Annotated in this window: 22 protein-coding genes and 1 pseudogene; 12 read left to right on the top strand and 11 right to left on the bottom strand. The window is 65.3% G+C overall.

What is annotated here, in order from left to right; translation table 11 throughout:
- The 6 genes and pseudogenes from CAG29_RS28470 to CAG29_RS08170 form a co-directional block, all read right to left on the bottom strand.
- The coding region (locus tag CAG29_RS28470) for a beta strand repeat-containing protein (RefSeq protein ID WP_371916621.1) at positions 1 to 2,887 on the bottom strand (2,887 nt) is incomplete at its 3' end.
- A gap of 84 nt (positions 2,888 to 2,971) precedes the next feature.
- Positions 2,972 to 3,325: pseudogene (locus CAG29_RS29015) on the bottom strand (ESPR domain-containing protein); the annotation flags it as partial.
- Between the two features lie 309 nt (positions 3,326 to 3,634).
- Complete coding sequence (locus tag CAG29_RS08155) at positions 3,635 to 4,837, bottom strand: EAL domain-containing protein (RefSeq protein WP_085694198.1); 1,203 nt, start codon at positions 4,835 to 4,837, stop codon at positions 3,635 to 3,637.
- Positions 4,838 to 4,980: 143 nt separating this feature from the next.
- Positions 4,981 to 8,640 (bottom strand): transporter substrate-binding domain-containing protein, encoded by a 3,660-nt coding sequence (locus tag CAG29_RS08160; protein ID WP_085582312.1) that lies wholly within the window; start codon positions 8,638 to 8,640, stop codon positions 4,981 to 4,983.
- Complete coding sequence (locus tag CAG29_RS08165) at positions 8,641 to 9,267, bottom strand: response regulator transcription factor (RefSeq protein ID WP_085582310.1); 627 nt, start codon at positions 9,265 to 9,267, stop codon at positions 8,641 to 8,643.
- 150 nt (positions 9,268 to 9,417) lie between these two features.
- Positions 9,418 to 10,551, bottom strand: a complete 1,134-nt coding sequence (locus tag CAG29_RS08170; protein WP_256575594.1) for an EAL domain-containing protein — start codon at positions 10,549 to 10,551, stop codon at positions 9,418 to 9,420.
- 428 nt (positions 10,552 to 10,979) lie between these two features.
- Here CAG29_RS08170 and CAG29_RS08175 point away from each other — a divergent pair, with 428 nt between their 5' ends.
- Entirely contained in the window at positions 10,980 to 11,249 is a 270-nt protein-coding gene (locus CAG29_RS08175) for a hypothetical protein (RefSeq protein WP_085582306.1), read from the top strand.
- Between the two features lie 183 nt (positions 11,250 to 11,432).
- Positions 11,433 to 11,852 carry an organic hydroperoxide resistance protein gene (locus tag CAG29_RS08180; RefSeq protein ID WP_085582303.1) on the top strand — a complete coding sequence of 140 codons (420 nt, stop codon included), beginning with the start codon at positions 11,433 to 11,435 and terminating at the stop codon, positions 11,850 to 11,852.
- 63 nt (positions 11,853 to 11,915) lie between these two features.
- Here CAG29_RS08180 and CAG29_RS08185 read toward each other — a convergent pair whose 3' ends face one another.
- Both CAG29_RS08185 and CAG29_RS08190 read right to left on the bottom strand, forming a co-directional pair.
- Entirely contained in the window at positions 11,916 to 12,335 is a 420-nt protein-coding gene (locus CAG29_RS08185; protein WP_085582301.1) for a cupin domain-containing protein, read from the bottom strand.
- A 137-nt stretch (positions 12,336 to 12,472) separates the two neighbouring features.
- Positions 12,473 to 13,393 (bottom strand): transcriptional regulator GcvA, encoded by a 921-nt coding sequence (locus CAG29_RS08190; RefSeq protein WP_085582299.1) that lies wholly within the window; start codon positions 13,391 to 13,393, stop codon positions 12,473 to 12,475.
- A 141-nt stretch (positions 13,394 to 13,534) separates the two neighbouring features.
- On the opposite strand from CAG29_RS08190, the gene CAG29_RS08195 reads away from it, so the two are divergent.
- The 6 genes from CAG29_RS08195 to CAG29_RS08220 all read left to right on the top strand — a co-directional run bounded on the left by CAG29_RS08195 (position 13,535) and on the right by CAG29_RS08220 (position 19,320).
- Positions 13,535 to 14,827: an aminotransferase class I/II-fold pyridoxal phosphate-dependent enzyme gene (locus CAG29_RS08195; RefSeq protein ID WP_218189701.1), complete on the top strand. Its 1,293-nt coding sequence runs from the start codon at positions 13,535 to 13,537 to the stop codon at positions 14,825 to 14,827.
- A 26-nt stretch (positions 14,828 to 14,853) separates the two neighbouring features.
- Positions 14,854 to 15,726, top strand: coding sequence for a TauD/TfdA family dioxygenase (locus CAG29_RS08200; RefSeq protein WP_170930035.1), 873 nt, complete (start codon positions 14,854 to 14,856; stop codon positions 15,724 to 15,726).
- Complete coding sequence (locus CAG29_RS08205; protein WP_085694200.1) at positions 15,723 to 16,757, top strand: hydroxyacid dehydrogenase; 1,035 nt, start codon at positions 15,723 to 15,725, stop codon at positions 16,755 to 16,757. Before CAG29_RS08200 ends, CAG29_RS08205 begins: the two co-directional genes overlap by 4 nt.
- Positions 16,758 to 16,772: 15 nt before the next feature.
- On the top strand, positions 16,773 to 17,195 hold the full coding sequence (locus CAG29_RS08210; protein WP_085582291.1) for a DoxX family protein: 423 nt from the start codon (positions 16,773 to 16,775) through the stop codon (positions 17,193 to 17,195).
- A 63-nt stretch (positions 17,196 to 17,258) separates the two neighbouring features.
- Positions 17,259 to 18,761, top strand: coding sequence for a UbiD family decarboxylase (locus CAG29_RS08215; RefSeq protein WP_218189702.1), 1,503 nt, complete (start codon positions 17,259 to 17,261; stop codon positions 18,759 to 18,761).
- Positions 18,754 to 19,320 (top strand): UbiX family flavin prenyltransferase, encoded by a 567-nt coding sequence (locus CAG29_RS08220; RefSeq protein WP_085633408.1) that lies wholly within the window; start codon positions 18,754 to 18,756, stop codon positions 19,318 to 19,320. Before CAG29_RS08215 ends, CAG29_RS08220 begins: the two co-directional genes overlap by 8 nt.
- 142 nt (positions 19,321 to 19,462) lie before the next feature.
- On the opposite strand, the gene CAG29_RS08225 is transcribed toward CAG29_RS08220, so the two are convergent.
- The gene (locus CAG29_RS08225; protein ID WP_139831480.1) at positions 19,463 to 20,836 is read right to left on the bottom strand and encodes an MFS transporter; all 1,374 of its coding nucleotides are present in this window, start codon (positions 20,834 to 20,836) and stop codon (positions 19,463 to 19,465) included.
- 101 nt (positions 20,837 to 20,937) lie between these two features.
- Between CAG29_RS08225 and CAG29_RS08230 the strand changes: the two genes are divergently transcribed.
- From CAG29_RS08230 to CAG29_RS08245, 4 genes are all read left to right on the top strand, one after another.
- On the top strand, positions 20,938 to 21,864 hold the full coding sequence (locus CAG29_RS08230) for a LysR family transcriptional regulator (RefSeq protein WP_170930036.1): 927 nt from the start codon (positions 20,938 to 20,940) through the stop codon (positions 21,862 to 21,864).
- A gap of 154 nt (positions 21,865 to 22,018) precedes the next feature.
- Positions 22,019 to 22,630 (top strand): glutathione transferase GstA, encoded by a 612-nt coding sequence (gene gstA, locus CAG29_RS08235; RefSeq protein ID WP_085582283.1) that lies wholly within the window; start codon positions 22,019 to 22,021, stop codon positions 22,628 to 22,630.
- 62 nt (positions 22,631 to 22,692) lie between these two features.
- Entirely contained in the window at positions 22,693 to 23,064 is a 372-nt protein-coding gene (locus CAG29_RS08240) for a Rid family hydrolase (RefSeq protein WP_085582281.1), read from the top strand.
- Entirely contained in the window at positions 23,054 to 23,467 is a 414-nt protein-coding gene (locus CAG29_RS08245; protein ID WP_085582279.1) for a nuclear transport factor 2 family protein, read from the top strand. The genes CAG29_RS08240 and CAG29_RS08245 overlap by 11 nt, the downstream gene beginning before the upstream one ends.
- A 28-nt stretch (positions 23,468 to 23,495) precedes the next feature.
- Here CAG29_RS08245 and CAG29_RS08250 read toward each other — a convergent pair whose 3' ends face one another.
- Both CAG29_RS08250 and CAG29_RS08255 read right to left on the bottom strand, forming a co-directional pair.
- Entirely contained in the window at positions 23,496 to 24,185 is a 690-nt protein-coding gene (locus tag CAG29_RS08250) for an alpha/beta hydrolase (protein ID WP_085656536.1), read from the bottom strand.
- A 97-nt stretch (positions 24,186 to 24,282) separates the two neighbouring features.
- Complete coding sequence (locus tag CAG29_RS08255) at positions 24,283 to 25,218, bottom strand: phosphatase (RefSeq protein WP_085582276.1); 936 nt, start codon at positions 25,216 to 25,218, stop codon at positions 24,283 to 24,285.
- Between the last annotated feature and the right edge of the window lie 28 nt (positions 25,219 to 25,246).

Raw genomic sequence — 25,246 nt, forward strand, 5'->3', positions numbered from 1 at the left:
TGGCGCTGGAGCCGGCGGCGAGGCCGGTGATGCGGCGGCCGTCGGCGCCATTGGCGATGTTCACTTCGCCGCCCGCCGTTGCCGTCCCGCCGACGCCATAAGCGGCGTTGCCCAATGTCGCGCCCGTGGCGGACGAGTTGGAGCCCAGTGCCACACCGTTGGCAAGGGTCGCACTCGCCAGCGGCCCGATAGCCACGCTGTCCTGGCCGGTCGCGCTGCTGTCAGCGAGGGTCGAGTTGCTGTGGAAGTATTTGATGCCCGCGCCGTTGTTGACGAGGCTGTCGACGGTTTGGTTGGTCGCGAACAGTTGCGAGCCGTTCACGGCGTCGGTGCTGGTGGCGTTCAGGGCGCCAGCTGCGACGTTGGTCAGCTTCACCGCTGTGCCGGCCGGGTTGAAGGTCACTTGGGTCTTGGTTGCGGCATCGTCGTATTTCACCGCCACGGCGGCGGTGTTGGTCACGCTGGTGTTGAGGTTGCTCAGCGCGGCGCCCACGTCACTGCTGGTCAGCGGGCCGGTATTGGCGCCCGTCACGCTGATGCTGTTGGTGGAATAGCTCGGCGCTGTCCACGCACCGGTAGTCGCGTTGACCGCCGCGCCACCGCCCAAGGCCGACGCCGTGTTCTGGCTGTCGGCGAACAACTGCGAACCGTTCACCGCATCGGTGCTGGTGGCGTTCAGGGCGCCGGCTGCGACGTTGGTCAGCTTCACCGCCGTGCCGGCCGGGTTGAAGGTCACCTGGGTTTTGGTCGCGGCATCGTCGTACTTCACGGCCACGGCAGCGGTGTTGGTTACGCTGGTGTTGAGGTTGGTCAGGGCCGCACCGACGTTGGTGCTGACCAGCGGGCCGGTGTTGGTGCCTGTGGCGCTGATGCTGTTGGTGGAGTAGCTCGGTGCCGTCCATGCACCGGTGTTCGCATCCAACGCTGCGCCGCCGCCCAGTGCGGTCGCGGTGTCCTGCCCGGCCTTGTTCAGTTGGCTGACGTTGACGGCATCGGTGGCGCTGGAGCCGGCGGCGAGGCCGGTGATGCGGCGGTCGTCGGCGCCATTGGCGATGTTCACTTCGCCGCCCGCCGTCGCCGTCCCACCGACGCCATAAGCCGCGTTGCCCAACGTCGCGCCCGTGGCGGACGAGTTGGCGCCCAGCGCCACACTATTGGCGAGGGTCGCGCTCGCGAGCGGGCCGATGGCGACGCTGTCCTGGCCGGTCGCGCTGCTGTCAGCCAGAGTCGAGTTGCTGTGGAAGTACTTGATGCCCGCGCCGTTGTTGACGAGGCTGTCGACGGTCTGGTTGGTCGCGAACAACTGCGAGCCGTTGACCGCATCGGTGCTGGTGGCGTTCAACACACCGGCCGCGACGTTGGTCAGCTTCACCGCTGTGCCGGCCGGGTTGAACGTCACTTGGGTCTTGGTCGCAGCATCGTCGTACTTCACCGCCACGGCGGCGGTGTTGGTCACGCTGGTGTTGAGGTTGCTCAGCGCGGCGCCAACATCACTGCTGACCAGCGGCCCGGTGTTGGCCCCCGTCACGCTGATGCTGTTGGTGGAATAGCTAGGCGCCGTCCACGCGCCGGTGGTCGCGTTGACCGCCGCCCCGCCGCCCAAGGCAGACGCCGTGTTCTGGCTGTTGGCGAACAACTGCGAGCCGTTCACGGCGTCGGTGCTGGTGCCGTTCAAGGCGCCGGCCGCGACGTTGGTCAACTTCACAGAGGTGCCCGCCGGGTTGAAGGTCACCTGAGTCTTGGTCACGGGATCGTCGTACTTCACGGCCACGGCGGCGGTGTTGGTCACGCTGGTGTTGAGGTTGGTCAGCGCTGCGCCGACGTTGGTGCTGACCAGCGGGCCGGTGTTGGCCCCTGTGGTGCTGATGCTGTTGGTGGAATAGCTCGGCGCCGTCCACGCACCGGTTGCCGCATTGACCGCCGCGCCGCCGCCCAAGGCAGACGCCGTGTTCTGGCTGTTGGCGAACAACTGCGAGCCGTTCACGGCGTCGGTGCTGGTGCCGTTCAAGGCGCCGGCCGCGACGTTGGTCAACCTCACAGAGGTGCCCGCCGGGTTGAAGGTCACCTGAGTCTTGGTCACGGGATCGTCGTACTTCACGGCCACGGCGGCGGTGTTGGTCACGCTGGTGTTGAGGTTGGTCAGGGCTGCGCCGACGTTGGTGCTGACCAATGGGCCGGTGTTGGCACCCGTGGCACTGATGCTGTTGGTGGAATAGCTTGGCGCCGTCCAGGCACCAGTTGCCGCGTTGACCGCCGCACCACCGCCCAGGGCCGACGCTGTGTTCTGGCTGTTGGCAAACAACTGCGAACCGTTCACCGCATCGGTGCTGGTGGCGTTCAGTGCACCGATAGCGATGTTGGTCAACTTGACCGCCGCACCCGCCGGGTTGAAGGTCACCTGGGTCTTGGTCGCGACATCGTCGTACTTCACCGCCACGGCGGCGGTGTTGGTCACGCTGGTGTTGAGGTTGGTCAACGCTGCGCCGACGTTGGTGCTGACCAATGGGCCGGTATTGGCGCCCGTGGCGCTGATGCTGTTGGTCGAGTAGCTCGGCGCCGTCCATACACCGGTGGTCGCGTTGAGTGCGGCGCCGCCGCCCAGGGCCGTCGCCGTATCCTGGCCGACCTTGTTCAGTTGGTTGACGTTGACGGCATCCGTTCCGCTGGAGCCGGCGGCCAGGCCGGTGATGCGGCGGCCGTTGGATCCGTTGTTGATGTTCACCTCACCGCCCGTCGCCGTGCCGCCGACACCGTAAGCCGCATTCGTCAGTGTCGAGCCCGTGGCGGACGAGTTGGAGCCCAACGCCACGCCGTTGGCGGAAGTCACCGAGGCAGCGGAACCCAGCGCCAGGCCGGCTGTGCCCGCCGATGTTATCGATGCATTCACACCCAAGGCCGTCGCGTCCGTGGCAGACACGCCAACGCCCCAACCGATACCGGTGGCGTTGTTGCCCGTGACGTTGATTTGTCGTCCAAGCGCGATGGAGTTGCTTCCCGTTGCCTTGGCGGCATCGCCTATCGCGATACTGATGTTACTGGCGGTGGTGATCGATCCCCCGCTGATCGCAATGGAGTTGTCGGCTGCGCTGGAACCGCCACCCAGGTTGGCGGCGGCCATTACGCCAGGGCTGAGGGTGCCCGACGACAATGCGACCACCACAGCGGCCATTGTCGCTCGCTGAGGTGCCGGACCGCTTCGTGTCTTCTTGTCAGCCAGTTCCGACGCCACTACCCAGCAGCGCAACGAGGTATTCCAGACCACCGAAAATATTCTGTTCATCACTGAACTGGCCTCAAGCCAGCCTCCGAAACCCGCGTCATCCATGGCGTGATGACTTCCGCCTTCAACTCGATTGCGGATACGGAGCTTTGCCGACAAACATCGAATCTCGTCATTGGCCGACGGGAATTCAAACTTCGTTTGACATAGCGAACAGGCATCACAATGGAATCAAGTGAATGTATTGTCTCGACTCGCCCCGCGGATTCAGTTAGGAAATTTCCTGCTGTTTGTAGGAAATTTCCCAAGTAACAAACATCAACAAACTCATTTAAACGCCCATAAAAAAACGCCAAAGAACATGAATAAATGTCTTTGGCGTTATGCACTTGCGAATGAACTTACGCATACAGTTCAACCACTGGCTTCAATGCCCCGCTGAAGATCCAGCCAGTTCAACAGACTGGCGGCCGACATCGGCCGCGCACATAAATAACCCTGCCCTTGGGTACACCCCAATTCCAGCAGCACGCTGCGCTGTTCTTCGGTTTCGATCCCTTCGACCACCACTGACATGCCCAACGCCTCTCCCAGGGCCAGGGTGCTGCTGATCACGGCCCGGCGCCGCGGTTCATGCCTGAGCCCGCGCACGAATTCGCCGTCCAGTTTGATTTCGTTGAACGGCAACTGACACAGCCGCTGCAGCGAAGAGAACCCCGCGCCGAAGTCGTCGATGGACAGACTGCAGCCCATCATCCGCAGGCGCACCAGGCTTTCCAGGCTGATCGCCGGGGCTTCGAGCAGGCCTGTTTCGGTCAGTTCGAAAGTCAGCCCGGAACCGGGCAAACCGTGCGCCGCCAACATCGCCTGAATCCGGCCGGTCAGCACCGGATTGACCAGTTGCCCGGCGTGCAGGTTGAACGCGACATTCAGGGCGACGCCCTGATCGAGGGCCTGGCGCTGCAGCCTCAGCCCCTGTTCCAGTTGCAGGAACAGCAATTCGTCCAGCAGCCCGCAACGCTCGATGACCGGCATGAACACCGAGGGCGGCAAGACGCCTTTGAAAGGATGGTGCCAGCGGGCCAGCGCTTCGATGCTGCACACGTCACCGGTCTGCAAATTGAACTTGGGCTGAAAGTAGGTGTGCAACTGATGGTCGGCGAGCGCCTGGCGAACCTCTTCCTCGGAGGCCGGCACGACAGGCAGCGCATCCGCTTCGTTGTCGAGGTCGCTCAGGTGCCTGGCCAGCAGCAGCTGCAACGCCTGCGGTTGCGACAGCTTGCCGGCATCCTCCTGCAGCGCCATGCCCAGCAGCGAAATCAGTTGCCCCGCCACACTGCCCGCCTCGGCCGCCAGGCCATCGCTGATGATGATCGCCCCTCCCTGCCCGGAACGTCCCAGGGTCTGCAACAGGCCCGGAACATCCGGCCGCCCCTGGCTCAGCACGCACAGCGTCACGTCCACCGGGCCGAACTGTTCGAGGTCGGCGAACGCCTGACGGTCATCCGCGACCACCAGAACCTCCCGGCATCCGCCCTGGCGCAGCCTGTTGGCCACCCTCAACGTGCGGGAAGCGTTGTCGCCGATAACCAAGACGCGAAGTGGGAGCATGGGCATGGAAGCAGGCTCACTCTGGAAGGAATGAGCCCATTGTCCGGCGTTGATCCACCGGTATCTCTAGGAAACGTCCTTTTGAATGTAGGAAATTTCCGAAAACTAATAGGCCACCCAGACTGCTCAGATCCGGGACGACAGAAGACTCAAGACTCCACCGTGCCCGGATCACCGATCCGGTGCTCCAGCGTATGCGCCAGGCGCTCCATCGCCTGCTGCAACGCATCCACCGCCTCGGTCAGGGCGGCCGCGTCGGCGCCCATGCAGATGGCCTCCAGTTGCTCGCAGCACTGAATCAGGCCGCCCGCCTTGATGATCCGCGCCCCGCCCTTGACCCGGTGGGCTAGGTCGGAAAGCCCCGACAGGTCGTGTTCGCCGAACAGCTTGATGAGCCGCAACATGTCCTCTTCGTTGCTGCTGGCCAGATCCCCCAACAGTTTCCTGACGGCGCCCTGATCGCCCCGGGTCAACTGCTGCAGGCTGTTCAGGTTGATGTCGCCTTCCGCCGCAGGGCTCACGGCACCCTGCGCGGGTGACTGCGCCGCGGACTGCACTGACGCCAGCCGGGTGCTCAGGTCACCCAGGCTGATCGGTTTGAAGAGGCAGTCGTCCATCCCCTCCGCCAGGCAGCGGTCTTTTTCCTCCGGCTGGGCATTGGCGGTCAGTCCGAGGATCAAGCAGGGCCCGGCCCCCGTGGATCGCTCTTCGTCGCGGATGGCCCGCGTCAATTCATAGCCGTTCATCACCGGCATGTTGCAGTCGGTGATCACCACATCGAAACGGCCGTTGCGCCAGGCGCGCAGGCCATGGGCGCCGTCCTCGGCGTCGCTGACGCTGTGGCCCAGGTAGGACAGCTGCTGGGAAAGCAGCAAGCGGTTGGCCGGGTAGTCGTCGATCACCAGGATGTTCAGCACGCTTGCCTGGTCCGTGAGCTCGGCCGCCGGCAGCTCGGTGGCCGGCACCGGTTGCAGGATCAAAAGATCGAGGCAGATGTCGATCTGCGTGCCCTTGCCGGGAGCACTGGTCAGGTGCAGCTCCCCGTCCATCATTTCGCACAGGGTGCGGCTGATGACCAGGCCCAAGCCCGAACCGCCCCGCGCCGACTGATGATTGTTGCGGGCCTGGCCGAACGGGTTGAAAAGCAGCGCCTGGTCTTCGGGCGAAATGCCGATGCCGGAGTCCTTCACCTGAACGTGGATCCTCAGGCGTTCGCCGCACGCGCCCAGCACCGCCTGAACGCTCAGGCGCACTTCGCCTTCGTCGGTGAACTTGATGGCGTTGCTCAGCAGGTTGGACAGGATCTGCTTGAAGCGCAGGGGGTCGATCAGCACGTCGCGACTGGCCTTGAGGTCGAAGTCCAGCAGCAGCCTCAAGCCCTTCTGCCGGGCCACGCCTTCGAACATGCGCACCACCGACTCGACCAGCTCGCGCAGGCTGGCCCGTTGCGGGGTCAGGGACAGCCGGCCGGACTCGATCCGCGCGATGTCGAGGATATCGCCGATCAGGTCCAGCAAGCCCCTCGCCGCCCCCGAGGCGACCTCGATGGCGAAGCGGTCCATGACGCCTTGGTCGGCCTTCTTCATCGCCAGTTCGAGCATGCCGATCACGGCATTCATCGGCGTGCGGATCTCGTGGCTCATGGTCGCCAGGAAGGTGGTTTTCGCCCGGTTGGCGTCATCCGCGCTTTTCTTGGCGCTCTGCAGCTGGTCCATCAGGCGCTGACGGTCGCTGATGTCGATCCAGCCGGCGATGATGCCCATCACCACGCCTTCGCTGGTGTGGTACGGCAGCATCCAGTGATACACCGTGTGCACCACGCCGTCGCTGTGGATGTAGGTGCGGTCCTGGATCCAACGCGTGCCGCTCTCCATGACCTTGATGTATTCGGCCTGGAAGGTCTGGGCGTCGGAATGCCCGACCACCGAGCTGTCGGTCAGCCGCTTGCCCATCACGGCTTCGCGCGGCAAGCCCAAGGCGTCGAGGTAGGCCGAGTTGCAGCTGATCAGCCGGCCCTCGCGGTCGCGCACGTAGATCGCGTGGGGCGTGCCGTCGATCAAGGCGCGCATGAATTCCATCTGGTCGTTGAGCGCCCGCTCGGCCTTTTCCCGGGTGGACACCAGTTTGCGCAGATGAATGATCCAGACCGCCGCCAGCATCAGCAACAGCGCAAAGATGACAAACCCCTGAATGACCGCCGAACGGTGGTGCAGCCAGCTGTCGTTATCGATCACCACGTCGTGGCGCCAGCGGCTCATCAGTTCGTCCAGCTCTTCCGGGGGAATGCTTTGCAGGGCCTTGTCCAGGATCGAGTACAGCTCCAAAGCCCCGCGGTCGGTGGCGAACCCGGTCGGCGCCGACAGCGGGCCGACGACTGCGGCCACCCGCAGGCGGTCGCGGTACTGGCGCAGGATCATGTAGCGTCCGTTGATCAGCGAATTGAGCGCACCGTCCGCGTCGCCCTTGTCCACCAGCGCCAAGGCCTCGGCCGACGTCGTGGTCTCGATGAGCTGGATGCCCGGAAAGGACTCGCGGAGGTAGTCTTGCAGCGCATTGCCGCGGCGCATCGCCAGCCGTTTGCCGACCATGCCTTGCAGCGATTGCGCCCTGTCCGGCAGGTCCCGAGTGATCAGCACGAACGGGCTGGTCAGGTACGGCCGGGTGAAGCGCAGCTCGCCTTCTCGGGCCGTGCTGGGGGTGAAGGCCGCGATCAGATCCGCCTTGCCGGCCCGAATCTGCTCGATCAGTTTTTCCATCGAACTGCTGCGCACCACATCGAACTTCAGCCCTGTGCGCTGGCTGACCTTGGCCAGCACCTCGGCGCCGATGCCCCGGAACTCGCCCTGCCCGTCAAAGAAGGAGACCGGCGGAAGGCCGTCGTTGACGGCCACGGTCAGGCGCGGATGGTTTTGCATCCAGCGCTGTTCGGCGGCGGTGAACGGGAGCGGATCCAGGCCCGCGACATTGAGGTCCCCCGCCCCCCACCGACGCAGGATCGCCATCCGGTCGCTGATCGGGATCACCTCCAGCGCGGCGTTGAGAATGTGCAGCAACTGACTGTTGCGCTGGTTCAGGGCGAAGGAGAAATGCGTGCTGAGCACACCCGACAACGTCGTCAGGTAGACATCGTTGAGGAAGTACTTGCCCACCAGATAATGGGTGCTGACGGCATCGCCCAGGTAAGCGTCCGCCTGATTGAACGCCACGGCGCCGATGGCGTTCTGGGCCGACGTATGGAACTGAAGCACCGATTTGGGGTAGTTCGCGACGACCGCATCCGTCGGCTGGAGGTGATCGACGATGGCGAGCCGTTCGCCGGCCAGGTCCGGCGCCAGCGCCTTGCTGGCGCCGCTGCGCGTCACCAGCACCGACGGGGCCTGCACGTAGGCCGTGGTGAGCGCAAGCTCAGGGTCGGTGCCGTCGAAACTGTTGACGGCGCCCACCAGGTCCACCTCGCCGTCCCTGAGCGCCTGCATCGCTTCGTTCCGGGAATCGTAACGAAACACATCGATCCTGATGTGCAGCATGCCGGCCAGCAGCGCGGCATAGTCGGCCGTGATGCCCTCGTAGTCTTGGCCCCCGGTGATCATGCCGAAGGGCGCATTGTCCGGCAGCGCAGCCCCCAGGCGCAGCGAGCCCTTGTTGCGCAGCCAGCGCCAGTCCGCCTCCTCCAGCACGACCGCCGGCAGTTCGCCGGTCGAGCGGCCGAACAGGTTCAGGGCCTGCACCGCCGCCTGCGCCGGCGAAACGCTCCCCCACTGGCCGAGCAGACAGACAGCCAGTGCGCAGCAACGCAGAAGAGTCTTCATCTAGATGAGGTTGTTGCGCTTGGCGAAGTCGGCCAGGTACACCACCGACTTCACATTGAGCTTTTCGATGAGGCGGGTCTTGTAGGTGCTGACCGTCTTGTTGCTCAACAGCATGGCGTCACCGATCTCCTTGTTGCTCAGGCCCCGGGCGAGCTGCTGCAGAATGACCAGCTCCCGGTCCGACAGGCCGCGGATCATCTCAAGCTCAGTGGAGTCGATGTCGCTGCGGCGTACGGAGTTTCCGGCAAGGTTGGGAAAAAAGGTATAGCCGGCCATCAATGCCTTGATGGCCTTGCTCAGTTCGCTCAGTTCATCGGTTTTCGAGATGTAGCCCGCCGCGCCCGCCTTCATGCAGCGCATGGCGTAGAACGCCGCCGACTGAGAGGTCAGCACCAGGATCTTGCTCGACAGTTTCAGCGCACTGATCCGGTTGATGACTTCCAGGCCGTCGAGGCTGGGCATGGCGATGTCCAGCAGGATCAGCTCCGGCTGGTGCCTGCGCGCCATCTGCACGGCATCGGCGCCGTTGTCGGCCTCGGCGACGACTTCGAACTGCTCGCGTTCAAGCAGCACCTTCACTGTCGCCCGGATGAACGGATGATCGTCTACAACCAACGCTTTATGCATTTGAACCTCACTGCGGTACGCACAGGAAATACCAGTGACGAATGGGCCATGCATCACAAAAGTATGGAACAAATCACTGGCTAATGCTGCCTGCTTGATTCAGTCATCAGGCAGTTGAATCGGACAATTCATGAAGCGGGGCTGCCACGCTCAGGCGGGTGACTCCGGCGCTTGCAGCCACCGCAGCAGCCGCCCGGCCTCCATAGGGCGCGCCAGGTGGAAACCCTGGCCGAACGAACACCCCATCGCCACCAGGCCGTCGCGGATGGCGCGGCTGCCGACGCCTTCGATCACCAGGCTCATGTTCAGCGCACGCGCCAAGGCCACGGTGCTGCTGACCATCGCATGGGTGCGCGGATCGTCGATGGAGCGCACAAGCTGGCCGTCGAGCTTGAGCTGGTTGAACGGCAGTTGGCAGAGCAGCGTCAACGACGAAAAGCCCATGCCGAAATCATCGATCGACAGGCCGCAGCCCATCATGCGCAGGCGGATCAGGTTTTCCCGGGTGGTCCGCGGAACATCCAGCAAGCCGTTTTCGGCCACTTCGAACAACAACGTCGCCCCCGGGAAACCATGGACGCCCAGCAGCCGATCGATGTGATCGATCAGGTCGTTGCGCGCCAATTGCGAGGCATGGAGATTGAACGCCAGTTCCAGGCGCAGGCCGGCGTCGTGCAAGGCATGCAACAGCGCCATGCCTTGCTCCAGCAGTTGGCGGAGCATTTCATCGATCAGGTCGTAGGCCAGCACGGCGGCCAGGAAGTCCTTGGGCAACAGCAGCCCCTTGTCGGGATGCTGCCAGCGCACCAGGGCCTCCGCCCCGGCCAGCTCGGCGGTCTTCAGATCGAACTTGGGCTGGAACCAGGCCTTGAACTCACCCTGGGCCAGACCCCGGCGCACGTCCTCTTCGCTCGGCAGCCTGGCGGGCGGCACCGGCTCGGCTTCGGCGGCCAGCCACCGACGGGTGTAGCGATTGAGGATTTCCTGCAACGCGTACAGTTGCGTGGGCTTGCTCAGGACGCCCAGCATCTGCATCCCCGACAGGCAGGTCATCTGCTCGACCGCACGGCGCAGCTCCGGCCGCAGGTCGCTGCACAGCGCCACCGCCCGCGCCAATCCGCCTTCGCCGACCCGGGTCAAGAACTCCAGACCGTTGATGGCCGAATGGCTCAGGTCGCACAGCACGATGTCGACGCCCCCCACCCGGCTGATCTGCACCATCGCCTGTTCGCTGTCGCTCGCCTGCAGAATGTCGTTGACGCCCAGATACTGGAGAGCCTTCACCAACGTGCCACGCTGAAACGATTGACCCTCCAAAACCAAAACGCTGGGTACACACATCTCGTCAACTACTCGCAATGACTTGAGGTGAAAATTCTCGCAAGTGCGTTTAACCGGCAGCGAAGGATTTATCTCGGCGATTTGTAGGAAATTTCCTAAAGCCGATCCGCAAGCCGTGCCTGTCATGGGCGAGGCGACAGGTCGGCGCGTTCTCACTGTTTCTGTGCCTTTGCCTTGATCCTTCCCGCCCCTGACCTACACTCCCCCACACTGACCGTAGGGTCATATCCGTGTTTTCCCGGATGCCCCGTTCCACCACATGCAGGGGCGCACGGAAAACCTTCAGGACATGGATGCCGGAAACCATTGAATAGACGGGGCGAACTCCGAAAAGCCAGACGAGTAGGAACTTAAATATGGAGATTTAATTCATGACAGCTCAAGCACATCTCGTTGGTGGATGGACTCCGTACCACAAACTGACGCCGAAGGATCAGGAAGTGTTCAAGGAAGCCCTGGCCGGATTCGTCGGCGTGAACTACGCGCCCGAAGAGGTTTCGACCCAGGTCGTCAACGGCACCAACTACCGTTATCTGTCGAAAGCCACGCTGCCTGGCTCGCCAGGCAGCTGGCAAGCGATCGTGGAGATCTACGCGCCGATCAACGGCAAGCCGCACATCACCCAGATCCACCGGATCTAGTCTGAACCCTCGCATCCGGAGGCTGTAGGGGGCCGGCCGCGTCTGCTGTGGCCGGCCGCCCTCACGCGATCTACACAACGATACACAACCCCCCCCTGCGCGACACATCCCCAATACATGCCGCTGCCAGAGTGTGCCCCATCGAAGCCGACCGGCTTCGACTCACACAGAGGCGAACATCCCATGACCCATTCCAACGACACCGTGCTGTACACCGGCAAGACCCGCACCACCGGCGGCCGTGACGGCGCCGCGCGCAGCAGCGACGGCAACCTCGACATCAAGCTCTCGCCTCCGGGTTCCGGCGGCGCCGGCACCAACCCCGAGCAGTTGCTGGCGGCCGGCTGGTCGGCCTGCTTCATCGGGGCAATGGGCAAGGCTGCGGCAGCGCTGAAGGTTCGTCTGCCGGCCGATGTGGCGGTCGACACCGAAATCGACCTTTGCAAGGAGGAAAACGCCTTCTTCCTGCAGGCCCGCCTGAACGTGAGCCTGCCGGGGCTGGATCCGGCGGTGGCCCGCGCCGTGGTGGACACCGCCCACCAGACCTGCCCGTACTCCAAGGCGACCCGGGGCAACATCGCGGTCACGATCAATCTGGTCTGACCCGAGCGACCATGAAAAGGCCTGCCGCCATGGCAGGCCTTTTCGTGTTTCAGGCGCCGGGGCTCACTCTTTGAGGATCAGCAGCGGCTCGCCCTTCTTGACGATATAGGTCGCCAGTTCCGAGCCCTTGTCGGTGCCGATGTTCTTGGCGATGTGCGCCACCCCGGCAGGGATGAACAGCGAATCGCCGGCCTTGAGCGTGACCGGATCCCGGCCTTCGAGTCGGTACTCGAACGTGCCGCTGATCACGTAGGCCACTTCGACGCCGGGGTGCGCGTGCCGGGGCGAGGTGATGCCCGGCGCAAAATCCACCCGGGCCTGGATGACTTCGCGGTCGGCGGTGCCCAGGTCCTGGCGCACCAGGTCCGTGCGGCTCAGGCCTTGCTGCCAGTTCTGCGGGGCGGGTGCCGGTTGCGCGGCTTGCGCCAGACCGGCCACGCAGGCCAGTGCAACAGCAGAAAGCGTATTCAGATGACGTCGCATGGTGTGTCCTCTTCAAAGCAGTGGTTGACCCCTCCTACCTTGAACCGGCCATGTATTGCCGATGTGTCGGGCAATGGCTGTTCGTCAAGCCAATGTATCGATCGGCGCCCTGGATACAGGCGCATACAAAGTCCGTCTCAGAGCGGCGCCACGACGGGCTGTTCGCCGCTCTGCACCAGGTCGATCAGCCAGGTGCGGAACGCCACGACCTTTTTCGAGTCGGCGATCTCCAGCGGCGTCACCAGGTAGAAGCCCAGGTCGGACTTGAGCTTGAGGTTGAACGGCGCCACCAGCTTGCCGGCCTTCAGGTCGTCGTCCACGTAGGTGGAGCGGCCGATGCACACGCCCAGCCCGTCGATGGCGGCCTGCACCGCCATCATGGCCAGGTCGAAGGTGAGCCGCGTACCCTCAGCCAGCTTCTTCGGCTGCCCTGCCGCGCTCAGCCACATGTTCCAGTCGTTGCTGGTCATGCCGCTGACTTGCAGCAAGGTGTGGTTGGCCAGGTCGACGGGGCTTTTCAGGGCCTTGGGCCCGGTCAGCAGCTTGGGGCTGCACACCGGAAAGATCTCGTCCGACATGAGCCAGTCGGCCCGCAGGCCTTTCCAGTCACCGAACCCGTAGCGGATCGCCGCGTCGATGCCGCCCTTGCGAAAGTCCACCAGTTCGGTGGAAGCGGTGACGCGCACATCGATATTGGGGAACGCATCCTGGAAGGACGCCAGGCGCGGCAACAACCATTTGGACGCCAGCGAGACCAGCGTGCTGATGGTCAACGCGCTGTTGTTGCAGGACTCACGCAGCATTTCGGTGGAATAGCGCAGTTCATGGAAGGCCGAGCGGATGCCGGGCAGATAGGCGTGGCCTTCGGTGGTAAGTGCCAGGCCGTCCTTGAGGCGCAGGAACAGGCGGATGCCCAGTTCGTCCTCCAGCCGGCGGATCTGATGGCTGATGGCCGTCTGAGTGACGTTCAGTTCCTCGGCGGCCTTGGTGAAACTCATATGGCGAGCGGCAGACTCGAACGCTCTCAATCCATTGAGGGAGGGAATTCTGGCGACCATTAGCTTTGTTAATGCTCATGAGATTTTGTCATAAGGTAGCACCCAAGAAGTCCTTTGCAAAATGTTTCGGCGGTCGAGGATCCTAGCGTCGCTTTCAGGCCACAACGGCCTGAAAACGCCCACTCATAGGATGAGATCGCCGTGAACAAGACAGTTGAAATCAACAACAGCCCGGACGAAAAAGCTCCACAACTGAAAGCGCGCAATGCCTCCCGAATGGCCGAAATCAGCCGCCCACATTTCGACGCCGCGTACGAAAAAGGCCTGATGGGGGTTTCCTGCCGCGTGCTTGACAACCGCCGCATCGAAATCGCCACCAGCGGCAAGGAAGTGATCGACTACACCCGCTGCGGCTACCTCAACCTGGACGCCCACCCCAAAGTGCTCGCCGCCGCCAAGGCGTCGATGGACGAAGTGCCTTCGGTGCACTTCTCCGTGGCCCGCACCCGTCTCTCCGCCGAGCCGCTGGCGCGCCTGGAGCACACGCTGGCCAAGCTGTTCGACGTCAACGGCGTGGTGGTCTTCCCGACCGTGGCCGCCGCCAACATGGGCGCCCTGCCCCTGCTGGCCGCCGGCCTGTTCACCGGCGGCGAGAAACCGCTGATCGCCTTCGACCGCTTCGCCCACGTGACCCTGCAGTACCACATTCCGGTGCTGCGCGAGGAAACCGACGTGATCGTCATCGAACACAACGACCTCGAACACCTGGAGCGCCTGTGCCAGAGCGGCCGCAAGGTGGCCTACGTCGGTGACGGCGCCTACTCGATGGGCGGCGCGGCGCCGGTGCGCGAACTGCGCGCCCTGCAGGACAAGTACGGCCTGTTCGTCTACCTGGACGACGCCCACGGGATCTCGGTGGTCGGCCACCACGGTGAAGGTTTCGTGCGTTCGCAGTTGGACGGCCTGGACGGCAACACCATCGTCGCCGCCTCCCTGGGCAAAGGCTACGGCGCGGCGGGCGGCCTGCTGATGCTGGGCACACGTGACATCGAAAACTCGATCCGCCGCTACGCGCCGACCTACGGCTTCTCCTGCGCGCCGAACATGGCGGCGGTGGGCGCCGCGCTGGCATCGGCCGAGATCCACGCCACGCCGGAACTGCACAAGCTGCAGCATGCGCTGCGCAACAACATGAAGCTGTTCGACCACCTGATCCCGACCGAAACCAGCGGCAGCGAACTGCCGATCCGGATCGTGCGCATCGGCAACGAACAGGAAGCCATCGCCAAGGGCGAGTACCTGCTGCAACAGGGCCACTACACCTCCGTGGTGTTCTTCCCGACCGTTCCGCGCGGTCAGGCGGCGCTGCGCATGTCGGTCACCTCGGCGCACAACCCGTCCGACATCCTCGACCTGAGCCTGATGCTCAAGAGCAGCGAATCGAACACGGACACCGCAGCCGCCGGCCGGCAACCGGCCGCCCTGGCCGTTTGACCGACGTCGCCGCAGGAGAAACCAACGTGAAGCGAACGGATCTGGCAGACAGTTTCGTCACGGCAGTGACGGACTTCGATATCAACACGGCCTCCCTGGGCGAGATTCGCGCCCTTCAGGAACTGGTCTATGAACGCAAAGTGGTCGCGGTGAAGAACCAGACGCTGACCCGTGAGGGCTACCAGCAGTTCGCGGCGTGTTTCGGTGAGCTCGAACAGTTCAAGCTCAAGAGTTACCACGACCCGGCCTACCCGAACATCCTGGTGATCAACAACCGCAACGGCGCGGGCGCCGTCGGCGCGCGCAAGCTGGGCAACATGTGGCACAGCGACTCCAGCTACCTGGCCGAGCCGTTGCCGTTGACCATGCTGCACGCCCGGCAACTGCCCGAGACCGGCGGCGACACCCTGTTCGTCGACATGCAATCGGTCTACGACGACCTGCCGCGTGAGCTGTACGAACGGGTGCGCAACCGTCAGGCCGTGCATGACGTGCGCTGGACCTACAAGGTCAAGGAAGACGATGTCGGCGAGTCGATCCAGGAGATCTTCAGCCGCCTGGAGCAACACTTCCCGGCCAGCACCCACCCGACCGTCGCGGTGCACCCGCGCACCGGCCGCGAAAGCCTGTACGTCAACCCCGGCTACACCACGCGCATCAGCGGCTATGCGCAGGAGCAAAGCCGCGCGCTGCTCGACGAGCTGACCGCGTTTGCCCTGACGCCGGAACGGATCTTCCATTACCGGTGGGAACCCAACGACCTGCTGATCTGGGACAACCGCTCGGTGTGGCACTGCGCCACGGAGCTGCCGCGGGAGGCCGAGCGGGTGATGTACCGCATCGGCGTCAACGACGGCGAGTTCTTCGCCCGTGACGCCGGAAAGGAGCACGTCGCATGAGCAAGAAGCGCGTACTGGTCGCCCACATCCTGGGGGACGAAGGCAAGCGCATGCTGCGCGAGCGCGACGACATCGAAGTGGTGGAATTCCACAACATCATCGAGCAGGGCCGCTTCCAGGCCCTGCTCGAAAGCTTCGATGCCGTGCATGGCGTGATCCTGGGCCTGACCAAGTTCGGCGCCGCCGAACTGGAGCGGGCGCGGGGGCTGCAGGTGGTCTCGCGGATCGGCGTCGGGTTCGACGCGGTGGACGTGCCGGCCATGACCGCCGCCGGCGTGCCGGTGATGGTCTGCGCCAACGCCAACCACCGCGCCGTGGCCGAACACACGCTGGGGTTCATGCTGGCGCTGGCCAAGCGCACCGAGGCGCTCACCGGCCTGGTGCGCAGCGGCGACTGGCACCAGCGCTACGACTACCTGCCCACCGAGCTGGAAGGCCGTGAGGTGTTGCTGATCGGTTGCGGCCGGATCGGTGCGCGGGTCGCCGCGCTGTGCCTGGCGCTGGGCATGCGGGTCAAGGTCTATGACCCGTACCTGGCGCCGCAGTCCCTGCCGGTGGGGGCCGAGCCCGTGCCGGTGCTGGAGGCGGGACTGGCCAGCGCCGACTACGTCAGCCTGCACTGCCCGAAGACCGACGAAACGGTCGGTCTGCTGTCGGCGCAGCGCCTGGCCCTGATGAAGCCGCACGCGTACCTGATCAACACCGCCCGCGGCGGCATCGTCGACGAACAGGCGCTGTACGGCCTGCTGGCCGAGAAGCGCATCGCCGGGGCGGCCCTGGACGTGTTCCTGCCCGAACCGCCGGCCCACCTCAGCGGCCTGCCGGGCCTTGCCAACGTGATCTGTTCGCCGCACCTGGCCGGGGTCTCCCGCGAGGCGGTCAGCCGCATGGCGAAACTGGCGGCCGGCAATGTGCTGGACGTGTTCGACGATGCGCCGAACGCCGCGAACTCGGTGAACCCGCAGGTGATCGACCGGAGCACGCCGCAGGGCGTGCGCGCCCCCGCCGAAACCATCCCTTACCCAATCTGACTTGTGAGCAATGGAATGTACTTACGCTATCAGCTGTTCGATGACCAACGCGACGCCATGATCCTGATCGCCCGGATCATGATCCTGATCCTCTACGGCTATTTCGGTTTCACCTACGTCACCGACCACGGCAGCTTCGTGACTTACCTCAAGTCGGTGGACGCGCCGATTCCGGAGACCACCGCCATCGTGGCCACCATCGTCGAATTCTTCGGCGGCCTGGCGCTGCTGTTCGGCTTCTGGACCCGGCCGATCGCCGCGATCTTCGTGGTCTACACCATCGGCACCGGGATCATCGGCCATGCCTTCTGGAACGCCACCGACCCTACGGCGCACCACACGCTCTTCGTGCACTTCTTCAAGAACGTGAGCATCGCCGGCGGCTTCCTTTTCCTTTGCCTGCTGGGGCCTGGAAAGTACTCGATCGACAAGCGTTGATCCCGGTGCGGCGGGCGGAGCGATCCGCCCGCCGTTTTTTTTCCGTTCCTGCGGACATTGATGATGAAAGAATTGATTGAACCGGTTGCCGACCTTCGAGACTGGCTGGCCCGCGCCGAGCGGATCGACGAACTGCAGACCGTCTCGGAAGCCGTCGACCCCCTCGAAGAAATGAGCGCCATCACCTACCTGGTCGCCCGCCAACCCGCCTCCCCCGCCGTGCTGTTCGACCAGCCCGACTCGCCCCTGGGCCTGCGTCACCTGTGGAACATCTTCGGCCCCAGCGTCGCGCGCACTGCCATCACCCTGGAAGAGCCGCCGCACACGCCGACCATGGAACTGATCCGGCGCACCAAGGACAAGCTGCGGCACAGCATCGCCCCGCTGGAGGTGTCGGAGGAACAGGCGCCGATCTACCAGAACACCCTCACCGGCAACGACATCGACCTGACCCGCCTGCCCATCCCCAAGCATTGGCCCAGGGACGGCGGCGCCTACGCCGGCACCGCCGACGCGGTGTTCACCCGCGACCTGGAGTCGGGTTACCTGAACGTCGGCACCTACCGGATGATGATCCAGGGCCCGCGTGAAGTCGGCCTGTCGCTGGCGCCGGGCAAGGACGCGTTGCGCCACATCCACCAGGCTTGGGCCAAGGGCCAGGCGCTGCCCGTCGCCGCCGCCTGGGGCATCGACCCGCTGATGATGGTGGTCGGTTCGCAGTCGCTGCCGCCGGGCATGTCCGAGTACGACTTCGCCGGCGGCATCAAGGGCAAGCCCATCGAAGTGGTGAAGGCCAGACACTCGGACCTGCTGATTCCCGCCGCGGCGGAGATCGTCATCGAAGGCGTCATCCGCCCCGGCTCCACCCGTGAGGAAGGCCCTTTCGGCGAGTTCACCGGCTACTACGGCTACAAGGACATCGACTGCCCGCTGATCGAGGTGACCGCCCTGCATTACCGCACCCGGCCGATCCTGACCAACGCACTGATGGCCGACTTCCCCTCGAACGAGCAAAGCGCGTTCTTCTCCACGATCCGCTCGGCCAAGATCTGGAACGACCTGGACAAGCTGGGCATCCAGGGGATCAAGGGCGTGTACTGCCCGCCGGCCGCCGCCGGGGCCTTCGGCATGATCGTCATCAGTCTGGAGCAGAAATACGCCGGGCACGCCGCCCAGGCGCTGGCGCTGGCCGGCCAGGTGCCGGGCGGCGCCTACATCACCAAATGGATCGTGGCCGTGGACGAAGACGTCGACCCCACCGACATGAACCAGGTGCTGTGGGCCATGGCCACCCGGGCCACGCCCAGCGACGACATCGACATCCTGCGCAACACCCGCGGCTCGCCGCTGGATCCGGCGCAGAACCCGCCGTCCAAGCGTTTCTTCGGCTCCAAGGCGTTGATCAACGCCTGCAAGGACTACCGCGACATCCGCAACTTCCCGACCCGCACGCTGCTGCGCCCGTCGGTCTACGAGCGCGTGCGCGAACGCTGGAGTGAGCTCGGCCTGCCGGGCGAGGTTCCGGCGATCACGGCCTTCGATACGACGGTGGACGCCCATGAGTAACGGGCAACGGCGCATCGTGGTGGGCATCAGCGGCGCCAGCGGCGTGGTCTATGGTGTACGCACGCTGACGCTGCTGCGCGAGCTCGGAATCGAGACCCACCTGATCATGACCCGTTCGGCCCAGGTCACCCTGGCCCACGAGACCGACCTGAAAGTGGCGGACGTCAAGGCCCTGGCCAGCTTCGTGCACGACCCGGCGGACATCGGCGCGTCGATTTCCAGCGGCTCGTTCAAGACCCTGGGCATGGTGGTGACGCCCTGCTCGGTCAAGAGCCTGTCGGAGATCGCCAGCGGCATCACCGGCAGCCTGCTCAGCCGCGCCGCCGACGTGACCCTCAAGGAACGCCGCCCGTTGATTCTGATGGTGCGCGAAACGCCGCTGCACTTGGGCCACCTGCGCAGCATGGCCCAGGTCTGCGAAATGGGCGGCGTGCTGATGCCGCCGGTGCCGGCCTTCTATGCCCGTCCGCAGTCCATCGATGAGATGGTGGACCACACGGTGGGCCGGATGCTCGATCTGCTTGGCCTGGACAGCGGCACGGTGCGGCGCTGGGGTTGATCCCCGGCGTCGCCTGTGCCGAACGCTCTTTCACAATCTGACCCGTTAACCGCAACGTTGCCGTCGCCTGCCTGAAACCTTCGGGGCAGGCGGCGCGACGTTGTTTCATTGCAATACCCTCCGGCGCGCCTCGGCTCGCCGGTCAGCATTCACTCACCGTGTCGACTTCCACGGTGTACAAGCGCAACACCGTCAACAGCCCCGCCGCCAGAAACGCTAGGGCGATGATCGACAACGCCGCACCCGCCCGGCCCGGCCCGTCCAGGGTGGCCCCGAGCAGGGCGATGCCGGTCACTCCGCCGCACTGGCGCGCGGCGTTGAGCACCCCGGAGCCGACCCCGACCTTGCCGCTGGGCACACTGGCCAGGCACGCGCCGACGATCACCGGCAAGGTCGCGCCGCCGAGGCCGATCAACAGCCCGCCTAGCGCCAGGCCGATCCGGTCCATTCCGTACAGCGCCAGAGACGCCGCCCCGAGCGATCCGCAGAGCATCCCCGCCGCCCCGACGCTGCGCGCGCCGAAGGCATTGGACAGGCGCCCGGACAGGCTGGCCATCACGCCGGTCGCGACGGTCATCGGGATCATCGCCACACCGACCTCCACCGGCGTGCGGCCCTGGGCCTGCAACGCGAACGGCAGCGCGAACAGGCTGCCGTAGTAGGCCAGGGTCTGCAGGAAGCCGGCGCCGATGGCGGCGGAGAACGTCCGGGACGCGAACAGGTTGAGCGGCAACATCGGTTCCGGCCGGCGCTGCTGCGACACGATGAAGGCGACGGCCGACACGAGCGCCGCCAGCAGCGCACCGGCCACCCAACGGGTGCCCCAGCCCAGCACCGGCCCTTCGATCAGGGCGAACACCAGCGACACCAGCGCCAGCGCCGACAGCAGTTGCCCCGGCCAGTCGAGCGAACGCGGCTGCACGCTCAGGCGGCTGGGGCGCATCGCGCAGCCCGCCAGCGCAATCAGGCAGAACGGCACGTTCAGAAAGAAGATCGAACGCCAGTCGAACAGCTCCACCAGCGCGCCGCCCAACAAGGGCCCGGCGACCAGCGCGGTGGCCGAGATCCCGCCCCACAACGCCACTGCCTTGGCGCGCCGTCCCGTATCCGGGTAGGCCTCGACCAGCAAGGCCATGGAGCTGGGCAGCATCAACGCCGCGCCGATGCCCTGCACGGCCCGGGCGGCGATCAGCGCCGCCACCCCTTGCGCCAGGCCGCAGGCCACCGACGACAAGGTGAACACCAGCAACGCCGACATGAACACGCGCCAGGCCCCCAGCCGGTCGCTCAGCGCACCGGCGGACAGCAGCAGGCTGGCGAACACCAGGGTGTAGGCCCCGGCGATCCATTGCAGGCGATCCATGCCCGCCGCCAGGTCACGGCCGATGCTCGGCAGCGCCACGTTGAGCGCGGTGACATCCAACGCAACCATGAACGAACTCAAGGCCACGCTCACCAGCACCGGGACTGCCGAGGCGGGGCCGACCGTCACTTCCATTGACCGGGTTTTGTGCACTTTGCGACACCTCACTGTGTATTCGGGAACCGATCCTGAGGCTGCGCAGACCCTTCGTAAAATTAGAAATCGATTACCCGAACATAAGAGGAGCTACTGAAATGATGAACCTGATGCATTGGCGCCTGCTGGTCGCCGTGGCCGACGCCGAGAACGTTTCCCGCGCCGCCGAGCGGTACGGTATCACCCAGTCCGGGGCCAGCCAGGCCCTGACCCAAATGGAAGAGGCCCTGGGGGTCAAAGTGTTCGTGCGTGACCGCCGACAGACCAGCGCCACCGCCATCGGTCAGCAAATCATCGACCGCGCCCGGCGCATGCTGGCCGAGTTCGAGTCGATCCAGAACCTGGTGGACGCTTCGCGCGGTTGCCATCTGGGGCGGATCAAGCTGGCCAGTTTCCCTTCCGTGTTCGCCAACCTGCTGCCGCCGTTGCTGCAGAGCTTCAGCCGGCTGCACCCGGGCATCGAGATCGTGTCGCTGGAAGGCACGGACGAAGAGGTCGAGCAGTGGCTGGCCAACAGCAGCGTCGACCTGGGCGTGGTGATGAACCCCTGCCCTTCGCGCGGCGCGGTGCTGCTAGGGCGCGACTCCTGGGTGGCGGCCGTGCCGGCGACCCACGACCTGGCCCGCCGGTCCTCGGCCAGCACCGTGGCGCTCAAGGACCTGGTGGACGAACCCTTCATCCTCGCGACCGGCGGCTGCCACCTCAACGGCCAGTCGCTGGTCGAGCGCGAGGGCCTGAAGCTCAAGGACATCAAGATCAGCGTGCGCGACTGGACCACGGCGTTCGCGCTGATCAGCGAAGGCATGGGCATCTCCATCGTGCCGGCCTCGACCCTGCCGGTGGATCGCCGCGGCATGCGGGTCTTCGAACTGAGCAAGCCGATCTACCGCGAGTTCGGCCTGGTCTGCTCGCCGTCCGGCGAACGCACCCCTTCGGCCCAGGCGTTCCTCAACGAGATCCGCAAGTCGACCCTGGCCAGCAACATCCCGATGACGGTTCGCAGTACGGAAGCGAAAGTCGCCTGAACGACCATAAGGGCACCTAATGATGGGTGCATAGGATCGTAATTTTACCGAACGATGACATGCCACCACTATGTCTGGAACAAGGTTCACAGCCGTTCCGGAGCCGGAACGGCCACACGCCCGGGCAACCGTTGCCCGCCTATGAGGAGAGACCATGAAACTGTACTTTGCCCCGATGACTTGCTCCCTGTCGCCTCACATCGTGCTGCGCGAACTGGGCCTGCCGTTCGAGCTGATCCGGGTCAACAACAAGACCAAGGACACCGCCGACGGCCGCGATTTCCGTGACATCAACCCCAAGGGCTACGTCGCGGCCCTGGTGCTGGACAACGGCGAAGTGCTGACCGAAGGCCCGGCGATCGTCCAGTACCTGGCGGATCTGGTGCCCGGCAACACGCTGGCGCCGGCCAACGGCACCTGGGCGCGCACCCGCCTGCAGGAACTGCTGAACTTCATCACCTCGGAAATCCACGGCGGCAGCGCCCCGCTGTTCAACGGCGACCTGCCGGAACCGGTCAAGGAAATCTTCCGCCAGAAGCTGTTCAAGCGCCTGGACTACCTCAACCGCGGACTGGTGAACAAGGACTACCTGCTGGGCGCCTTCGGCCTGGCCGACGCCTACCTGTTCACCGTGCTCAAGTGGCTGCCGTTCTTCAACATCGACATCAAGAACTGGACGGAACTGGCGTCGTTCATGAACCGGATCGAAGCACGCCCGAGCGTGCAGGCCGCCATCGCCGCCGAAGAGGCCACCCAACCGGTCTGACCGCGCTCCACGGAGGCCGGCCGACGCCGGCTTCCGCCCCCTTCAACCTGGATGAAGCTCCCATGCACAACATTGAACGCGTCCCAAGCGGCCACGCAGGGCGTAGCCGTTCCAGCGCATACGCCGACCTCGTCTGGACCGTGGCGACCTCGCCGGACACCGCCCTGGACATTGCCGGCCAGACCGAACAGGCACTGGCGGCCCTGAGCGCCAACCTCGAACAACTCGGATCGCACCCTTCGCGGATGCTGTCGGCCCAGGTGCTGCTGGCGGACATGCGCGACAAGCCCCTCGTCGACGGACTCTGGGCCCGCTGGCTCGGCGAGGATCCGCAGCACTGGCCACAGCGGGCCTGCTACGGCGTGGACCTGGGCGGCAAACTGCTCATTGAAATCATCGTGACGGCGGCACGGAGATCAGGCGATGGCGCATAACGATCAGATCGACCTGGTGATCCGCACCTGCGACGCCCAGCGCAGCGCCGCCATGCTCGGCGGCCATCTGGACATTTTCAGCCACCTGTTCCACCCCGACCTGACGTACATCCACGCCAGCGGCGCCGTCGACGACCTCAAGAGCTATCTGGGGAAATGCCGCGCCAAGCAATTCGTCTATCACGCCCTCACCCACCAGATCGACAAGGTGACCCGGGTCGGCGAACTTGCCATCGCGTTCGGCGAACTGGACGCCACGGTCACCTCGTGCGGCGTCAGGAAGCACCTGCACAACCGCACGCTCACGGCATGGCAAAAGACCGGCGAGCAGTGGCAACTGCTGGTCTACCAGGCGACGCCCCTCGCGCCGCCGGCCGTCGCCGAAGACCCCGAGGCCGGCTGACCGCCCGAGGGCCTTTTGCCGCCGGCACTCAGCCCGCGCTGGCCGCCTCGTCGATCAGGGCGGCCACCTCGGCGGCCCGCGACGCCAGCGAAGCATGGCTGGCGTCCAGCGTGATGACCTTCCTGGCCCCGAGCCGGGACGACATGAACGCCTGATTGTCCGGATGGATCATGCGGTCCTGGCTGGAAATCTGATACCAGGACGGCTTGCTGCGCCACGCCGGCACGCTGATCGCATCGCCGAAGGTGCTGGCCACCGGCGCCTTCTGGGTGACGGCCATGACCAGCCCTTCCTCGGCGCTCAGATCCTGGCAGAAGCTCTCGTGGAACTTGTCGGCCTTGAGCCACAGGTAGCCGTCGCTGTCCGGCGCCAGGTTCGGCGCGGCGGCGGGCAGGTGCTGCTGGGTCAGGCCGCCGGGGCTCTCGCCGGCATCCGGCGCGAACGCGGCGATGTAGACCAGGCCGACGACATTCGGCTGGTTGCCCGCCTCGGTGATCACCGCGCCGCCGTAGGAGTGGCCGACCAGCAGCACCGGCCCGCTCTGCTGCGCGATCATCTTGCGGGTGCGCTCGGCGTCGTCGGCCAGCGAGGTCAGCGGCATCTCCACCGCGTGAAGGTCCGTGTAGCCCTTGCGTGCGAGCTCGATGATGACCTTGCCCCAGTGCGCAGCGCCGCCCCAGAACCCGTGCACCAGAATGATCGTCGGTTTGTTGCCCATGGTCGTGCTCCTCTCTTCACCCGCGTGATGTCGGAAAGATCAACAGCCGATGGAGTATGGAGCCGTTGCGCCGATCCGGCCATTGCCGCCTGCGCGGTCAGTGGCGGGACATCAGGCCGTGCAGCACGCCCAGGCGCAGGCCGGGTTCCGACGGCATCATCCGCGCGATGCCGAACACCTTGAAGGCGGCCAACATCACCGCCAGCCCGCCGGGCAGGATGCCGTGCCGATGGGGCTGCAGCCCGGCCAGCTTCAGTTGGCGCACGTTCTTGACCTCCAGCAGGCGCAGCGACAGCCGCAGCAAACCGCCGTAGGTGATGCCGCCCAAACCGTCGTCGTTGAGCCGGTTGGCCTTGAGCACCTTGGCCAGCATGCGCGCGGTGCCCGACGAGCCGATGGTCTGCTGCCAACCCTGGGCCCGGTAGCGCCGGGCGACCTTCTCGAACTGCAGGATCGCCACCCGCTCGGCCTCCAGCAGCGCCGCCGCAGACAGCTCGCCCCCGCTGAAGTAACGGGCGCCCAGGGTGCCGCTGCCGACCGCGATGCTTTCGGTGAGCAAGGGCCGGGTGCCCTGCCCCAGGATCAGTTCGGTGGAGCCGCCGCCGATGTCCACCACCAGACGCATGTCCTCGGCGCAAGGGATGGCGTGCGCGACGCCGGCATACACCAGCCGGGCCTCTTCGTGCCCGGAGATGACATCGATCGGGAACCCCAGGTGGCGCTCGGCGCTGGCCAGGAACAGCGGCGCGTTGTCCGCCTCGCGCACGGCGCTGGTGGCCACCGCCCGCACCCGGCCGGCCTCGAAGCCGCGCAGTTTCTTGCCGAACCGGGCCAAGGCCTGCCAACCGCGGTCCAGGGCCATCTCGTCCAGCGCGCCGCCGTCGAACCCCTCGGCCAGGCGCACCGGCTCGCGCAGGGTCTTGACCTCCTGAATGACGAATCCCCGGCTGTGCCGGAGCGACTGCCCGATCATCATGCGAAACGCATTCGAACCCAGGTCGATGGCGGCGAACAGGGAGGCGTCTTCTTTCATGGAGGGATCCTTCAGGGCGCCCGGCGCG

Origin of the sequence: Pseudomonas sp. B7(2017) (assembly GCF_002112745.1) — a bacterium.
GTDB classification, from domain to species: Bacteria; Pseudomonadota; Gammaproteobacteria; order Pseudomonadales; family Pseudomonadaceae; genus Aquipseudomonas; species Aquipseudomonas ekonensis.

Excerpts from the sequence above, each read along its gene's own strand:
- CAG29_RS08155 (WP_085694198.1), bottom strand. The coding sequence starts at position 4,837 with ATGCCCATGCTCCCACTTCGCGTCTTGGTTATCGGCGACAACGCTTCC.
- CAG29_RS08160 (WP_085582312.1), bottom strand. The coding sequence starts at position 8,640 with ATGAAGACTCTTCTGCGTTGCTGCGCACTGGCTGTCTGTCTGCTCGGC.
- CAG29_RS08165 (WP_085582310.1), bottom strand. The coding sequence starts at position 9,267 with ATGCATAAAGCGTTGGTTGTAGACGATCATCCGTTCATCCGGGCGACA.
- CAG29_RS08175 (WP_085582306.1), top strand. The coding sequence starts at position 10,980 with ATGACAGCTCAAGCACATCTCGTTGGTGGATGGACTCCGTACCACAAA.
- CAG29_RS08180 (WP_085582303.1), top strand. The coding sequence starts at position 11,433 with ATGACCCATTCCAACGACACCGTGCTGTACACCGGCAAGACCCGCACC.
- CAG29_RS08185 (WP_085582301.1), bottom strand. The coding sequence starts at position 12,335 with ATGCGACGTCATCTGAATACGCTTTCTGCTGTTGCACTGGCCTGCGTG.
- CAG29_RS08190 (WP_085582299.1), bottom strand. The coding sequence starts at position 13,393 with ATGGTCGCCAGAATTCCCTCCCTCAATGGATTGAGAGCGTTCGAGTCT.
- CAG29_RS08205 (WP_085694200.1), top strand. The coding sequence starts at position 15,723 with ATGAGCAAGAAGCGCGTACTGGTCGCCCACATCCTGGGGGACGAAGGC.
- CAG29_RS08210 (WP_085582291.1), top strand. The coding sequence starts at position 16,773 with ATGTACTTACGCTATCAGCTGTTCGATGACCAACGCGACGCCATGATC.
- CAG29_RS08215 (WP_218189702.1), top strand. The coding sequence starts at position 17,259 with ATGAAAGAATTGATTGAACCGGTTGCCGACCTTCGAGACTGGCTGGCC.
- CAG29_RS08220 (WP_085633408.1), top strand. The coding sequence starts at position 18,754 with ATGAGTAACGGGCAACGGCGCATCGTGGTGGGCATCAGCGGCGCCAGC.
- CAG29_RS08230 (WP_170930036.1), top strand. The coding sequence starts at position 20,938 with ATGATGAACCTGATGCATTGGCGCCTGCTGGTCGCCGTGGCCGACGCC.
- gstA (WP_085582283.1), top strand. The coding sequence starts at position 22,019 with ATGAAACTGTACTTTGCCCCGATGACTTGCTCCCTGTCGCCTCACATC.
- CAG29_RS08240 (WP_085582281.1), top strand. The coding sequence starts at position 22,693 with ATGCACAACATTGAACGCGTCCCAAGCGGCCACGCAGGGCGTAGCCGT.
- CAG29_RS08245 (WP_085582279.1), top strand. The coding sequence starts at position 23,054 with ATGGCGCATAACGATCAGATCGACCTGGTGATCCGCACCTGCGACGCC.
- CAG29_RS08250 (WP_085656536.1), bottom strand. The coding sequence starts at position 24,185 with ATGGGCAACAAACCGACGATCATTCTGGTGCACGGGTTCTGGGGCGGC.
- CAG29_RS08255 (WP_085582276.1), bottom strand. The coding sequence starts at position 25,218 with ATGAAAGAAGACGCCTCCCTGTTCGCCGCCATCGACCTGGGTTCGAAT.